The organism is Pseudomonas sp. ABa2 (assembly GCF_056676075.1).
The window spans coordinates 1,588,666-1,601,249 of the sequence record NZ_CM155239.1 but is presented as its reverse complement, the minus strand read 5'-3'; the positions used below and the strand labels follow the sequence as shown (position 1 = coordinate 1,601,249).

General features: G+C 56.4%; 15 protein-coding genes. 8 read left to right on the top strand and 7 right to left on the bottom strand.

Translation table 11 applies throughout. From position 1 onward, the window contains the following. The first annotated feature begins 7 nt into the window (after window positions 1-7). The 3 genes from ptxD to AC1G9C_RS07800 are packed head-to-tail and all read left to right on the top strand — an operon-like array spanning window position 8 to window position 2,540. Window positions 8-1,018, top strand: a complete 1,011-nt coding sequence (gene ptxD, locus AC1G9C_RS07810) for a phosphonate dehydrogenase PtxD (RefSeq protein ID WP_003152798.1) — start codon at window positions 8-10, stop codon at window positions 1,016-1,018. Then, a complete protein-coding gene (locus tag AC1G9C_RS07805; RefSeq protein ID WP_031653268.1) occupies window positions 1,012-1,866 on the top strand; it encodes a LysR family transcriptional regulator in 855 nt (284 codons plus the stop codon). Before ptxD ends, AC1G9C_RS07805 begins: the two co-directional genes overlap by 7 nt. Window positions 1,867-1,919: 53 nt before the next feature. Continuing rightward, window positions 1,920-2,540: a tyrosine-type recombinase/integrase gene (locus AC1G9C_RS07800; protein WP_003118388.1), complete on the top strand. Its 621-nt coding sequence runs from the start codon at window positions 1,920-1,922 to the stop codon at window positions 2,538-2,540. Window positions 2,541-2,684: 144 nt separating this feature from the next. Here the strand turns inward: AC1G9C_RS07800 and AC1G9C_RS07795 are convergent, their stop codons facing one another. From AC1G9C_RS07795 to AC1G9C_RS07785, 3 genes are all read right to left on the bottom strand, one after another. Beyond that, complete coding sequence (locus AC1G9C_RS07795) at window positions 2,685-2,957, bottom strand: hypothetical protein (protein ID WP_236081659.1); 273 nt, start codon at window positions 2,955-2,957, stop codon at window positions 2,685-2,687. A 106-nt stretch (window positions 2,958-3,063) separates the two neighbouring features. Continuing rightward, window positions 3,064-3,345: a hypothetical protein gene (locus AC1G9C_RS07790; RefSeq protein WP_058133589.1), complete on the bottom strand. Its 282-nt coding sequence runs from the start codon at window positions 3,343-3,345 to the stop codon at window positions 3,064-3,066. A 166-nt stretch (window positions 3,346-3,511) separates the two neighbouring features. Beyond that, window positions 3,512-3,745, bottom strand: a complete 234-nt coding sequence (locus tag AC1G9C_RS07785) for a hypothetical protein (RefSeq protein WP_031653269.1) — start codon at window positions 3,743-3,745, stop codon at window positions 3,512-3,514. A 333-nt stretch (window positions 3,746-4,078) separates the two neighbouring features. On the opposite strand from AC1G9C_RS07785, the gene AC1G9C_RS07780 reads away from it, so the two are divergent. Both AC1G9C_RS07780 and AC1G9C_RS07775 read left to right on the top strand, forming a co-directional pair. After that, window positions 4,079-4,729, top strand: a complete 651-nt coding sequence (locus AC1G9C_RS07780; protein WP_031653270.1) for a hypothetical protein — start codon at window positions 4,079-4,081, stop codon at window positions 4,727-4,729. Window positions 4,730-4,735: 6 nt separating this feature from the next. Beyond that, a complete protein-coding gene (locus tag AC1G9C_RS07775) occupies window positions 4,736-5,890 on the top strand; it encodes a helix-turn-helix domain-containing protein (protein ID WP_031653271.1) in 1,155 nt (384 codons plus the stop codon). Window positions 5,891-5,953: 63 nt separating this feature from the next. Here the strand turns inward: AC1G9C_RS07775 and AC1G9C_RS07770 are convergent, their stop codons facing one another. The 4 genes from AC1G9C_RS07770 to AC1G9C_RS07755 all read right to left on the bottom strand — a co-directional run bounded on the left by AC1G9C_RS07770 (window position 5,954) and on the right by AC1G9C_RS07755 (window position 8,918). Then, window positions 5,954-6,589 carry a DUF6088 family protein gene (locus AC1G9C_RS07770; RefSeq protein WP_034012863.1) on the bottom strand — a complete coding sequence of 212 codons (636 nt, stop codon included), beginning with the start codon at window positions 6,587-6,589 and terminating at the stop codon, window positions 5,954-5,956. 14 nt (window positions 6,590-6,603) lie between these two features. Further along, a complete protein-coding gene (locus AC1G9C_RS07765; protein WP_034012860.1) occupies window positions 6,604-6,867 on the bottom strand; it encodes a BPSL0761 family protein in 264 nt (87 codons plus the stop codon). Between the two features lie 66 nt (window positions 6,868-6,933). Next, the gene (locus AC1G9C_RS07760; protein WP_034012858.1) at window positions 6,934-8,334 is read right to left on the bottom strand and encodes a DEAD/DEAH box helicase; all 1,401 of its coding nucleotides are present in this window, start codon (window positions 8,332-8,334) and stop codon (window positions 6,934-6,936) included. Continuing rightward, a complete protein-coding gene (locus AC1G9C_RS07755; RefSeq protein WP_034012855.1) occupies window positions 8,331-8,918 on the bottom strand; it encodes a hypothetical protein in 588 nt (195 codons plus the stop codon). Before AC1G9C_RS07755 ends, AC1G9C_RS07760 begins: the two co-directional genes overlap by 4 nt. A 104-nt stretch (window positions 8,919-9,022) precedes the next feature. Between AC1G9C_RS07755 and AC1G9C_RS07750 the strand changes: the two genes are divergently transcribed. From AC1G9C_RS07750 to AC1G9C_RS07740, 3 genes are all read left to right on the top strand, one after another. Then, window positions 9,023-9,244: a helix-turn-helix domain-containing protein gene (locus tag AC1G9C_RS07750; protein ID WP_023083092.1), complete on the top strand. Its 222-nt coding sequence runs from the start codon at window positions 9,023-9,025 to the stop codon at window positions 9,242-9,244. A gap of 371 nt (window positions 9,245-9,615) precedes the next feature. After that, on the top strand, window positions 9,616-12,396 hold the full coding sequence (locus AC1G9C_RS07745) for a class I SAM-dependent DNA methyltransferase (protein WP_034012851.1): 2,781 nt from the start codon (window positions 9,616-9,618) through the stop codon (window positions 12,394-12,396). Further along, complete coding sequence (locus AC1G9C_RS07740; RefSeq protein WP_257648654.1) at window positions 12,393-12,521, top strand: hypothetical protein; 129 nt, start codon at window positions 12,393-12,395, stop codon at window positions 12,519-12,521. Before AC1G9C_RS07745 ends, AC1G9C_RS07740 begins: the two co-directional genes overlap by 4 nt. Window positions 12,522-12,584 lie beyond the last annotated feature (63 nt).

Below are 12,584 nucleotides of genomic sequence, written 5' to 3'. Positions count from 1 at the left end.
ACAAACCATGCTGCCGAAACTCGTTATAACTCACCGAGTACACGATGAGATCCTGCAACTGCTGGCGCCACATTGCGAGCTGATGACCAACCAGAGCGACAGCACGCTGACGCGCGAGGAAATTCTGCGCCGCTGCCGCGATGCTCAGGCGATGATGGCGTTCATGCCCGATCGGGTCGATGCAGAATTTCTCCAAGCCTGCCCCGAGCTGCGTGTGGTCGGCTGCGCGCTCAAGGGCTTCGACAATTTCGATGTGGACGCCTGTACTGCCCGCGGGGTCTGGTTGACCTTCGTGCCTGATCTGTTGACGGTCCCGACTGCCGAGCTGGCGATCGGACTGGCGGTGGGGCTGGGGCGGCATCTGCGCGCAGCAGATGCGTTCGTCCGCTCTGGCGAGTTCCAGGGCTGGCAACCACAGTTCTACGGCACGGGGCTGGATAACGCGACGGTCGGCATCCTTGGCATGGGCGCCATCGGACAGGCCATGGCTGAGCGCTTGCAGGGATGGGGCGCGACCCTGCAGTACCACGAGGCGAAGGCTCTGGATACACAAACCGAGCAACGGCTCGGCCTGCGCCAGGTGGCGTGCAGCGAACTCTTCGCCAGCTCGGACTTCATCCTGCTGGCGCTTCCCTTGAATGCCGATACTGAGCATCTGGTCAACGCCGAGCTGCTTGCCCTCGTACGGCCGGGCGCTCTGCTTGTAAACCCCTGTCGTGGTTCGGTAGTGGATGAAGCCGCCGTGCTCGCGGCGCTTGAGCGAGGCCAGCTCGGCGGGTATGCGGCGGATGTATTCGAAATGGAAGACTGGGCTCGCGCGGACCGGCCGCGGCTGATCGATCCTGCGCTGCTCGCGCATCCGAATACGCTCTTCACTCCGCACATAGGGTCGGCAGTGCGCGCGGTGCGCCTGGAGATTGAACGTTGTGCAGCGCAGAGCATCATCCAGGCGTTGGCAGGTGCGCGCCCAATCAACGCTGCGAACCGTCTGCCCCAGGCCGAGCCTGCCGCATGTTGAATCCGGTCTGGCTGAAGAGCCTGGTAGCGATCGTTCAAACAGGCAGTTTTCAGAGCGCGGCGAGGGCGTTGGGGCTGGCCCAGCCGACGGTGTCGCAGCACTTGCAGAAGCTTGAAGAGCAGGTCGGCGTAACGCTGGTGCAGCGCAGTCGTAGCGGCTGCCAGCCTACCACACGTGCGCTGGCCTTCATGCCGCATGCGACCGCCTTGCTCGACATGCACGCCCGGGCGCTAGAAGCCCTGCATGGAAATAGTGAGCGCGTCGGGGCCAGCTCCAACATCGGCACCTACCTTCTCCAGCCATTCGTGCGCAGCTATCTGACGACCGCAAATGAGAGGGGCGAGGTGGATCTGCGCATCGCCGCCAACCCGGATGTGGCCGACCAGCTACTGGCGGGCCAGCTCGACGCCGCGATCATGGAATGGTGGCTACCTCACCCCGACTTCGAACACCGCCTCTGGCGGGTCGAGCCGCTGGTACTTATCGTCAGCCCCGACCATCCGCTGGCTGAAGCAGGGTGCATAGAACGCGATCGTCTGGTGGACCTGCCGATGCTGGGAGGTGAACCGGGTAGCGGTACCGGACGGCTTCTGACCGAATACTTTGGCGAGCTGGGCGTGCCTCGCAGCGGTATGCAGCTAGGCAGCACCGAGGCAATCAAACAAGCAGTCAGGGCGGGACTCGGCGTGTCGTTGGTGATGGCTTCCGCAGTACAAGACGAAGTTCGCAGTGGCGCGCTGGTAGCTCTTCCCATCCCGGGGCTTGAAAAGCGTCTCCAACTGATCTGGCGCAAACCGCCCGGAAATCTGCACCCGCCGGGATTTGTGCGGCACTTATTGGCCGGTTAGCGACCACCGTTCAGGCTAGCCATTCTTGTCCTCCCACACGTGGAGGACTTGCTATGAACATCATCGCTACCTGCAGCCGCCAGCCCTGGAACAAAGGAAAACTGGTCGGACAGAAAACCCCACTCCGACTGAGAGATATCTGGGCCATCCGAGTAAGGCTTCAAATTGCAGAAAGAACTCGGGATCTGGCTCTCTTCGACCTGGCCATCGACAGCAAGCTTCGAGCCTGCGACTTAACCAAGCTCCGTGTGCGGGACGTTGCCCATGGTGAGCAGGTGTCATCACGAGCAATAGTGATGCAGCAGAAAACACAGCGGCCAGTGCAGTTCGAGATCACTGAGCAAACTCGGGCGGCGCTCGCGGCTTGGATACATCAAGTACAGCTCCGCGGCGAGGACTACCTGTTCCCGAGTCGACTGCATAACTCAGACCATCTATCCACTCGTCAGTACGCCCGTATCGTCAAAGGCTGGGTGAAAGCCATTGGCCTTGACCCAGCCATGTATGGCACTCACACAATGAGACGCACGAAGGCATCACTGATCTATCGCAGGACGAAGAACCTGCGGGCCGTTCAACTGCTGCTCGGCCATACGAAGCTGGAGAGCACCGTTCGATATCTGGGAATTGAGGTCGATGACGCCTTGGAAATGGCGGAACAGACCGAAGTGTGACCATGTGTAGCGACGGCCAAAGTCAGGCCGTCGCTAACCGGCCAAGAGCTGCCCGAGTGCGAACTGACTCGATCTAGTTGACTCAAGCGTTCATTGCCCCAGAGCAATCAGCGAGGCGTGGACTGAATGACGGCTGTTGCGGCTCTATGATGAAACCTGCCTGATATCCAACACGACCCAGACCTCATACCCTTTCTCCCGTGCTGCTTTCTCGGCCTCGAGTTGGGCAGCGAGAGTACTGATGGAACGGGAGCGGTGCTCGAAGCGGAATGGCGAACCACCGTTCTTGCGCACGCTCAATTCAACGAGTGTGAAGGTGGAGTGCTGTTTGGGAATTGGCTGCTTCGATTCTGATGGAGCGGGATCAAGACCGAGTGCGCGCCGCATCTCGACTTCAGTGAGTATTGTGTCAGTCAAGCGAGATCCCTAGACGATTGCGGGTGACGCCATTGTAGCGAGAAGTCGTGCTGACATGGCCTGAGTTCGATGCTGGCGAGCTAATAACCTCATCTCTGCAATATGGCTACGAATCACCAAAGTAGTCATCACGGTCGACTAGTCCGAATGGGCGTTCCTCGCAGGGCTGCTCATCGCTGAACAGATTCTGCGTGCGGCGCTCCTGCTTCAAAAACGCTAGCGCCGCGAAAAAGCAACTTTCGCATAGATTGACTCGATAGCGTTCGCCATCATGCCCTGCGCCATAGCCCCAGAGCGCCTGAAGCGTCCCGAACTGCTCGCCGTACCCCGGCACCCTCGTACTGGTAGCGCATACATCGCAAATGGTGTCTTTATGGCTCTCTGTCACCGGGCAGGCCTCATCTTCGTATTAAAAAGAGTAACCGAGGGCACTGCGCAACGGAGCGCCTTTTGCCAGTTTTCCAGCCCCGCTGCGTTAGCTCAAGCATGGCCTGGTGTGCCATGCCGGCGGTGGATATGGCAGGTCTTCAACAGATGCGGTTGGCGTTGGTTGATCATGGTTGTCCGCTGCACGTTTCTTGCGTTGCCGGCGGCGACCACTCCATTCCCTCTTCGAGGATCGGATGGCTTTCACTAACGACGATCAACGGTTTGTTCCGATTCTCCAGCGCGAACATGGCGATGGAGCCTTCGACGTCCACCGCCGGCACCTCCCCCTGTGGGTCAAGCCTGCCAACCCAGACATATTGCCGGGTCTCCAAACATGCGAGGTAATACGAAATACCCATGCTTCCTCCGAATTTGAATCAAGTCTATTACTGTGCCAATCCGGAACGGGAGGCGGTACTGCCGCAAACATCAAATGTTATCGCCAGTGCATTTTTAACCCAGGTGCCGACGCTATTCTGCCCTAACCCAGCAGTCTGAAAGCAAAATTCTACAACTCGCTTGGTGCTCGAAACTGGGTCAATGAAATTCCGGCATGTGGGTGGAAAATGCACAGGCGGCAACACGCATGCTGCAACTTCCTCTCGGTCTCCCTCCGCGACGTGTGCTTCTTGTTTTTTAACCTCATTTGAGGAAGAATAACCGGAAGTCACCGTTGTGTTAGGAGTCCTCAGATGCAGGCTTGCCAGGTATTCAGTGATCAGGATGAAATCGCCGCCCGTCTTGAACAGTTGAGTCTGGAGCGCGAGCCACTGCGTGAGGCTATCAATCAAGCTCACCTACAGCGGGTTCGCCTGACTCCTAACCATCCCAGCATTTTTCCCGGCCTTGAAATGTGGGGCTGGTTGGTAGGAGCGGTGCGCGATCAGCTGCGCCCACTAGGGTGGGTCGCGCATGAACAGTCGAACTACCCGCTTACCGTTCACTCGGCGCTCAATCTCGCGATTGCGGTCGCATCGGGGGATAGCTATGTTGGAAATCTGCTGGGGATGCCGAGCAGCCGATCCAGGAAGGGTAAAAATACAGTTGATGCTGTTGAGCGGAATTGCCAGTTCGACATGTTTGCTGACTTGCTGCCCGATCCGGAGGAGCTGCCTGAATCAGGCCCTCATGAGACCTGGATCCTGCTCCACCACACCGACACGGTGAAGAAGGAAATCCGCATCGAGCTCTCACGTCCATCGGGAATGGGTAAAGGCGGCAAGATCAATTTCTGGTCTGAACGCATCATGCTTGGCACCCTTGCTCTTGATGATGATTTCTTTGAGGTTACCTCCCCAGGCGGTCCGGATATCGACATCGAAATTCGCCGTAAAAGCTCGTGATAGATCATGTTTAATCCACAACGATTTGCGCTCGCCCGTCGCCGGCGAGGTATGAAAAAGCGTGAGCTTGCCACTCATATAGGAGTAACGGAGCGATCGGTCTCCGGCTACGAGAGCGGCACGCAGGAGCCTGAGCCTGGAACCCTGGCAAAAATCGCTAAAACGCTTCGGTTCCCCGAAGCGTTTTTCTTTGGTGATGATCCTGAGGTGCCAACGCCGGATGTTGCCAGTTTCCGGTCGCTCTCAAAGATGACTGCTGGCCTTAGGGATTCAGCTCTCGGTGCAGGCGCAATTGCGCTCCTGCTGAATGACTGGATCGAGCAACGTTTCGATTTGCCAGAGCCAGATCTTCCGGACCTGGGGTCCGAACGCGCTGCACTGACGAATTTTGAGGCGCTCGATAAGCTGGCACTATCACGCAGTGCCCAAGCGCCAGAGGCCGCTGCGGAGATGCTGAGGGCACACTGGGGTTTAGGTGAGCAGCCGGTTAAGAACATGATTGCGCTTCTTGAGTCGAAAGGCGTTCGTGTCTACTCACTTGCAATTGATGCAAAGGAGGTCGACGCGTTCTCGATGTGGAGTGGCGGCCGCCCCTTTATGTTCTTGAATACCTTTAAGTCGGCCGAGCGTTGCCGCTTTGACGCAGCTCATGAATTAGGACATTTGGTTATGCACCAGCATGCCCACCCACAAGGACCTGATTTAGAGCGTGAGGCGAATGCCTTTGCGTCGGCTTTTCTAATGCCACGTGCAAGCGTTCTAGCGATGGCTCCACGTTCGATCACTATCAAAAGCCTCATCAAATACAAGAAGCTCTGGTCCGTTTCTGTGGCAGCCTTAAATTACCGGCTTCATAGCCTGGGGCTTTCCACGGAGTGGGCTTACCGAACGCTGTGTATTCAGATTGCTCAAGAGGGCTATCGCACCGAAGAGCCGGAATCTATTGCTCATGAGCGGTCAGTGATCCTGGAGAAGATTTTCGCCGCGTTACGTGCAGATGGGGTTGGGAAAGCTGGCGTCGCGGGAGAACTGGCAATCAGTCCTGAGGAGATCAATGAATTGACGTTCGGATTGATGTTGAACGTGTTGAAGGGGCAGAGCGCTAACCCATCCGACTCTGGTGGGAAATCAGGTGCCCATCTTCGTTTGGTCAAGGGGTGAAGGGATGCCGCCGATGTCGCTTGGTCGGACTCGGCCAGCAACGGAAATCTGCCTGACAGAGCGTTAAGGAGCAAGCGTGTTGACGGTGTGTATGCGCGCTGACTGCTCCAACGCCATGCGCATCCATTTCGGCATTTTGCAGGCCATTAATGTGGTTAGGTCTTCAGGCCTGAGCACCTTCTTGATCGCGGCAATGCATTCCGGGGTCGAGCCGTCTTTACCGAGATAAAATAGTGCGCTGATAGCCGTCCCTACCTCGGTCCCGGCACGCTGCATGACCATTGGTGCCGCATGTACCAACCGGACCTCACCCTTACCTATAAAAAACGAGCGGCTGGGTCCGCTGGTGTAATAGATCGGAATGAGCGGCACCTGGGTGCTCAGTCCAAACAACCTGACCGCATGAGCGCCATGAATCTGAAGAACATGGCGGTTCTGCCTAGCGATCAAGCTCACTACTTCCCATACATTGGGGCGGACCCGTGCAACGTATCGACTGGATTTCGGGCGCATGTAAATTCCTCGATGCACCCGTTCAAGTTCGCCTTGGCTGACCAGCCGAGCTACTGCCTTGGATATGGCGCCACGCGCTCCAAGCTCCGCAAAGCGGCTGATGCAGAAGGGTTGCCCTTTGGGTAAGCGCTTGACCCGTTGCGCAATGCGGGTGGATACCGACAGAGCAAAATCAGTGCTGGACATTGCGGCTCTCATTTCTATCGAGTGAAGTCCAATGACGAGCTGAACAGCGGCTGATGAAAAGCGATCACCCGCCGTCGATATTCATCATCTGATGCATCGCTCACCAGGCACTCTTCAAGGCGCCCCAACGAGAGGATCTGGTCGGCCGACGGGTAGTGCCTGAGCAGGCTTTTCGCATAGCTGCGGATATCCTGAGGCAGCTCAGTGTTACGGGCGAGCTCTCGCAGGAACGCTTCGGTCTTGATGACGCTGCGGGTTCTTTCGTGAGGAAGGGTCAATGCGGCTATCTCCTGATTCAGTCAACCACGTCTGCCGACGCTTGAATTCTGGCCTCCATACAAGCATCAAAAGCAAGCCAGCAACTGTTGCCGGTAGTGCTTGGAAAAGCTGACCAGATGGTTTGGCTCAGCGGCAGAGCCCCCCAGGGATAAGGTGCATGTAGCACCTGCCCCAATTACCTGCGCAATGCCACTTCCATTACTGTCATCCAGGACATCGATATTGCCAGCAGCCCCAATCCAGCCAGATATTGAACCTGAAGTGGAGGCTGGCATCTCTACCTCGTTCAGCACTGCCAGGTCATCCGGTAGATCATCTGCAATTCTCTCTGCCAAGCACTGCAGTGTCGGCTCCGCTAACATGAATAGCCACGCCTGATTATCGGGCTCGCCTGTGCGCCGAAGCACTCGCCCCAGCACTTGTCGGTAATGCAGCTCAGTGCGGATGCGACTGAGGTAGCAGCACACCTGGAGTCGAGGAATGTCCGTGCCTTCGCTGATCATTCCAACTGCGATAATCCAACGGCAGGCGCTGTGTCTGAACGCATTGATAACCTGCTGCGCAGCCGGGGTTTTGTTGGTGACGATGCGGCAACCTTCACCCAGGGTTTCCAGGGCCAAAGCAATTTGCTGGGCGTGCTCGATGTCGGTGGCAACCACCAAGCCTGCCGCATCAGGCTTGATCAGGCGAAGCTCATCCAGCTTGCTGCACCCGAGACCGAGTAACTGATCAATCACCTCGTCATGACGCAACAGCTCTTCGTAGGTGACAGGGGACTCCCCCAATAGTTTGGCAATGCTGGGAAACATCCTGACAGTGCTCTCAGTGTCCAGCTCCTCGGTAAGTTTCACCTTCTGGTTGTCGAGGAGGACAATGCGAGGGGAGCGGCACACACCATCAGCAATGGCCTCTTTCAATCCGTAGCGGTAGTCGCAGATCAGGTACCCCTCGGGCGTCGAGTAGCGGGCCAGAGCAATGGCCCGGTCGTCCGAACGCCATGGGGTGCCGGATAGGGCCAGGGTGAAGGTGGCCCTGTCCTGTACCCGCTGAAGAATCTGTTGGCCCCAGGCGTTGCTCAGGAGTACATCATGGCCGGCGCAGTGGTGGATCTCGTCAAAAACCGCGAATACACGGTAGTCATCGAGGAGTCGCCAGAACGCCTCATCTCGGTATTCCATGGCTTGATAGGTGAACGCTGCACCAACTGCGCCGAGTTGGCCATCCAAGCGTCTGCCGAGCACCGCAGCAAAGGACGAGCGAAAGCCCTCGACAACCTGACAGGACGGAGCGAAGCAGAGCACCAGATCGATTCTGTCCTGCTCAAGCAGTCTGTTGGCCAGCTCTGCCGCCATGCGCGTCTTGCCGGCGCCCGGCGTTGCCTGGCAGAAGAAGTGCGGCGTGGTAGTGAAGTGCTCTAGTGCCGTGTCGATGCAGCGGCGTTGCCAGTCTCGAAGCAGTGTGGTCATCGTGCGGAGGCAAGCGTCTTGAGTGTCTTCTCGATGGCGCGAAGATGGCCCAGCAGGCGCGAGCTTCGGTCTCTAGCTTCCAGGTACTCGCCTTCGACCTTATCCCGGAGATGCGGCATATCATCGAGGAGCAGCTTGTATCGCTCCGCCTCGCCCATCGATGCCAGGAAGTCCAGCCTGATTTCCTTGAGGAGCGCTTCCAGGTGCTGATCCACATCGGCTGATGGTTGCGGTGCCGCCGCATTATTGAACGCTGACGGCTCCTGCTCTGACTCACAAGCGGTCTTATGGCTGTTCTCGAACCCGTTGTCGATCAGCTCCAGTTGCAGATGTGCCGGAATCGGCAGCAGGTGGTAGACCTGTCCCCGCGAACGGCGCTCTTCATCGAGCACAACCCAGCCCATGCGCAGCATTCTGCGGATCTGTTCATACACGTAGTGGCGCACATCGGCGATACGGAACTGTGTGCCCTTCAGGCGAGCAGCATAGGCGTCACGCAGTTCACGCGTCGTGAACCTTGCACACCCTTCCTCCTGAAGCAGCTCATACAGACGCCTGTCGAAGATAAACGAGGCCGATTTCATTGAGGCACCAGAAGAGTTAACGCAGCAGAAATGCGGATTATAATCCGTGGCCCCTGCGTCCGCAAACACACGATAGTGCCGCCTCAAGTGGAATTGAGACGGTCATGGAGAAGTTGGCGAAAGCGTTAGGGGAACGCATCCGGACGCAGAGAAAGGCCTGTGGGATTTCTCAGGATGCGTTAGCGCTGGCCTGCAGTATCGACCGTAGCTATATGGGGCGTATCGAGCGTGGTGAAGTAAACATCACCGTCGAGAAGCTGTATCGGATCGCAAGCGAGCTCGCCTGCGATCCATCCTGCCTTATGCCTCAGTTGTCAGAGCTGTAGCTCCGCATCTGATCGAGAGCGGTGTCCAAGAAGGCCTGACCAGATCCCGGCCTAATTTCGCTCTCGGATGCCCCCTGCTACTGCAGACAATACTTGGAGGTCTGCGGCTTTTTCGCATTACAGAAGCGCCTTCCTTTATCATCCCCGGCATCGTGTAGTGGTTGATTTCCCCGTTACTGGTTCAGGACACCCGGCTGTCGCTGTCAATGGCATTAGGCATACGTCAATACTGCTGAGCAGAGCGGAGTTGCTGATGCTAACGCCAAGCCGACAGAGCAGCATGTGCCGGCCGGGGGATGTAGCCATTACCCAAAATCCTAGCGGCTAAAATCGCCGCCTTCGCGCATCAGCGATCTGGACAGTGGTAAACCATGAATGCAGTAGAAATTGAGTCCGCCATATCGAACCTGGCCCTTGAGCCCTTTGACGCGGCGGAGTTCCCGTTCACCTTCCTGGCCGCGTTCGGCAACAAGGAAACCGCGCTCAAGCGCCTGCGCGCCGGCAACAACAACGCCTCGGACGTACCCGGCGGCGTACTACTGCGCAGTAACATCCATATCGCCACTTGCGAGCTTGGCGGCGTGGGCGAAACGCTCAAGGCGCTGCGTGCCAGCCCGGCCACTACAAAAGCCAAAGCCAAGTTCATACTAGCCACCGACGGACAAACGCTGGAGGCCGAAGAGCTGATCACAGGTGAAACCATCGCCTGCGACTACCCGGACTTTCCCAACCATTTCGGGTTCCTGCTGCCGCTCGCCGGCATCTCCACCATCAAGGAGATCAAGGACAACCCCATCGACGTGCGCGCCACCAGCCGCCTGAACAAGCTGTACGTCGAGCTGCTAAACGAGAACCCGGACTGGGCCAAGGCCGAACGCCGCCATGACATGAATCACTTTATGGCGCGGCTGATTTTCTGCTTCTTTGCCGAAGATACCGATATCTTCCGTGGCGATGGTCTGTTTACCAAGACAGTTGAGCAGTTTAGCGAGCGCGACGGTTCAAACACCCACCAGTTGCTGTCGGAAATCTTCCGCGCCATGAACATCAAGCTGGCCGAGCGCGCCACTGCTCAGCCACGCCTGCCCAGCTGGGCCAACACCTTCCCTTATGTGAATGGCGGTTTGTTCTCCGGTAGTACCGAAGTGCCACGCTTCACGCGCATGGCGCGCACTTACCTGCTGCACGCTGGCAAGCTCAACTGGAAAAAAATCAACCCAGACATCTTCGGCAGCATGATCCAGGCCGTAGCCGATGATGAAGAGCGCGGCGCACTGGGCATGCACTACACCAGCGTGCCCAATATCCTCAAGGTGCTGAATCCGCTGTTTCTGGATGACCTTCGGGAGCAACTGGATGCATGCGGTGACAACAAAGCCAAGCTGCTCAATCTGCGCAAGCGTATGGCACGCATCCGCGTATTTGACCCAGCCTGCGGCTCCGGCAACTTTCTAGTCATTGCCTACAAGCAGATGCGTGAGATCGAGGCGGAAATCAATCGTCGCCGGGGCGAAGCCCACAACAAATCCGAAATACCGCTGACTAACTTCCGCGGTATCGAACTCCGCGACTTTCCGGCAGAGATTGCCCGCCTGGCGCTGATCATTGCCGAGTTTCAGTGCGACGTGCTCTATCGAGGCCAGCAGGATGCGTTGGCGGAATTTCTACCGCTGGATGCGCAAAATTGGATCATCTGCGGTAATGCGCTATGGCTGGACTGGCTGAACATCTGTCCTCCTACAGGCACAGCTGTGAAATTACTCGCAGATGACTTGTTCAGTACTCCACTTAATCAGGCGGAGATCGAATTCGCGAACGAAGGTGGAGAAACATATATTTGCGGGAACCCGCCATATGTTGGGACAAAGTACCAAACAAAAGACCAAAAAGACGACATAGCGGCACTATTTAAAAGCGAAGGCATAAATTCCGGAAACCTAGACTACGTTGGCTGCTGGCTCTTAAAGGCGGCGCAGTATGCTTCTAAAGTTGAGAGATTCGCCTTCTCGTTTGTGACAACCTCCAGCTTATTCCAAGGAGAGCAGGCTGAAATAGTCCTCCATACAATCTCTCGCTATAGTCTGAAAATTTACTGGTGTCATCCAAGCTTCATGTGGTCGAACAATGCATCTAATAATGCAGGTGTAACATGCAGTATCGTTGGCTGTGCTCGTGACGGGGCTCGACCTGAGCGATACATATATGGTGATGAGTCTAGGCGCAGAGTTGAGAACATCGGCCCATATCTTGTTCCAATGCCCGACATTGTTGTCTCAAAGCGACAGACTCCATTGTCGCAGGTATCTGCAATGAGTTATGGGAGCATGTCTAACGACAACGGTGAATTCACATTCTCCGATGACAGATACAGAGCCAGCATCAGTGCCAATCCGGAAAATAAGAGTATTTTCAAAGTCGCCGTAGGAGGAGCTGAATTCATCAGGGGGATTGTGCGAAGGAATATATATATCGATGAGACAACCACATTATCAAGTGCTCAGGAAGAAGAGTTTTCGGGCGTATTTGATCGCGTGCGCAAATATCGCGCAGCAAGCAATCGAGAAGCAACTCGAAAGCTAAGCGCAGTTCCAATGTATTTTGCCGAAAGAAGGCATGCGGCGGCATGTAAGATATTTATACCTCAGGTTTTATCTGAGCGAAGGGAATATGTTACATCGGGGCTGTTAGGTAGTGATGCTCTCGTTATTGCTCCGCACATGCAAATCGTCGGCGGGCACAGTTATGAATTCGCAATTATCAGCAGTAAAATTCATCATGTGTGGATTTCTACAGTATGTGGAAAGCTGAAGACGGACATTCGTTACTCAAACTTGCTCGGCTGGAATACCTTCCCCATACCACTGCTCACCGAACAGAACAAGGCCGATCTGACCCGCTGCGCCGAGGACATCCTGCTGGCTCGCGAAGCCCATTTTCCCGCGACCATTGCCGACTTGTACGATCCAGAAGCCATGCCGGACAACCTGCGCCACGCCCACGAGCGCAACGATGAAGTGCTGGAGCGTATCTACATCGGTCGTCGCTTCAAAAACGATACCGAGCGACTGGAAAAGCTGTTTGATCTCTACACCAAGATGACAGCGGGTACATTGGGGGCCGCATCGAAAAAGCCACGAGGGAAAAAGGTATGAGCGATATCCCTGCTAGCCTGACCACCTCCCCTGAAAGCTGCGGCGATTGGTTAGCTGATCTTGAAGGCCGCATCCACAATGCTCAGGCGATGGCACTCTCATGGAGCAAGAATCACAGTGACTAACACTACCAACCCGACCAACAGCTACACAGTGCCGTCGGTATCCATTGCTACCGCGCACACAGG

What these genes read in the sequence shown, in the direction of transcription:
- ptxD (WP_003152798.1), top strand. Translation starts at nt 8, where the DNA reads ATGCTGCCGAAACTCGTTATAACTCACCGAGTACACGATGAGATCCTG.
- AC1G9C_RS07805 (WP_031653268.1), top strand. Translation starts at nt 1,012, where the DNA reads ATGTTGAATCCGGTCTGGCTGAAGAGCCTGGTAGCGATCGTTCAAACA.
- AC1G9C_RS07800 (WP_003118388.1), top strand. Translation starts at nt 1,920, where the DNA reads ATGAACATCATCGCTACCTGCAGCCGCCAGCCCTGGAACAAAGGAAAA.
- AC1G9C_RS07785 (WP_031653269.1), bottom strand. Translation starts at nt 3,745, where the DNA reads ATGGGTATTTCGTATTACCTCGCATGTTTGGAGACCCGGCAATATGTC.
- AC1G9C_RS07780 (WP_031653270.1), top strand. Translation starts at nt 4,079, where the DNA reads ATGCAGGCTTGCCAGGTATTCAGTGATCAGGATGAAATCGCCGCCCGT.
- AC1G9C_RS07775 (WP_031653271.1), top strand. Translation starts at nt 4,736, where the DNA reads ATGTTTAATCCACAACGATTTGCGCTCGCCCGTCGCCGGCGAGGTATG.
- AC1G9C_RS07770 (WP_034012863.1), bottom strand. Translation starts at nt 6,589, where the DNA reads ATGTCCAGCACTGATTTTGCTCTGTCGGTATCCACCCGCATTGCGCAA.
- AC1G9C_RS07760 (WP_034012858.1), bottom strand. Translation starts at nt 8,334, where the DNA reads ATGACCACACTGCTTCGAGACTGGCAACGCCGCTGCATCGACACGGCA.
- AC1G9C_RS07755 (WP_034012855.1), bottom strand. Translation starts at nt 8,918, where the DNA reads ATGAAATCGGCCTCGTTTATCTTCGACAGGCGTCTGTATGAGCTGCTT.
- AC1G9C_RS07750 (WP_023083092.1), top strand. Translation starts at nt 9,023, where the DNA reads ATGGAGAAGTTGGCGAAAGCGTTAGGGGAACGCATCCGGACGCAGAGA.
- AC1G9C_RS07745 (WP_034012851.1), top strand. Translation starts at nt 9,616, where the DNA reads ATGAATGCAGTAGAAATTGAGTCCGCCATATCGAACCTGGCCCTTGAG.
- AC1G9C_RS07740 (WP_257648654.1), top strand. Translation starts at nt 12,393, where the DNA reads ATGAGCGATATCCCTGCTAGCCTGACCACCTCCCCTGAAAGCTGCGGC.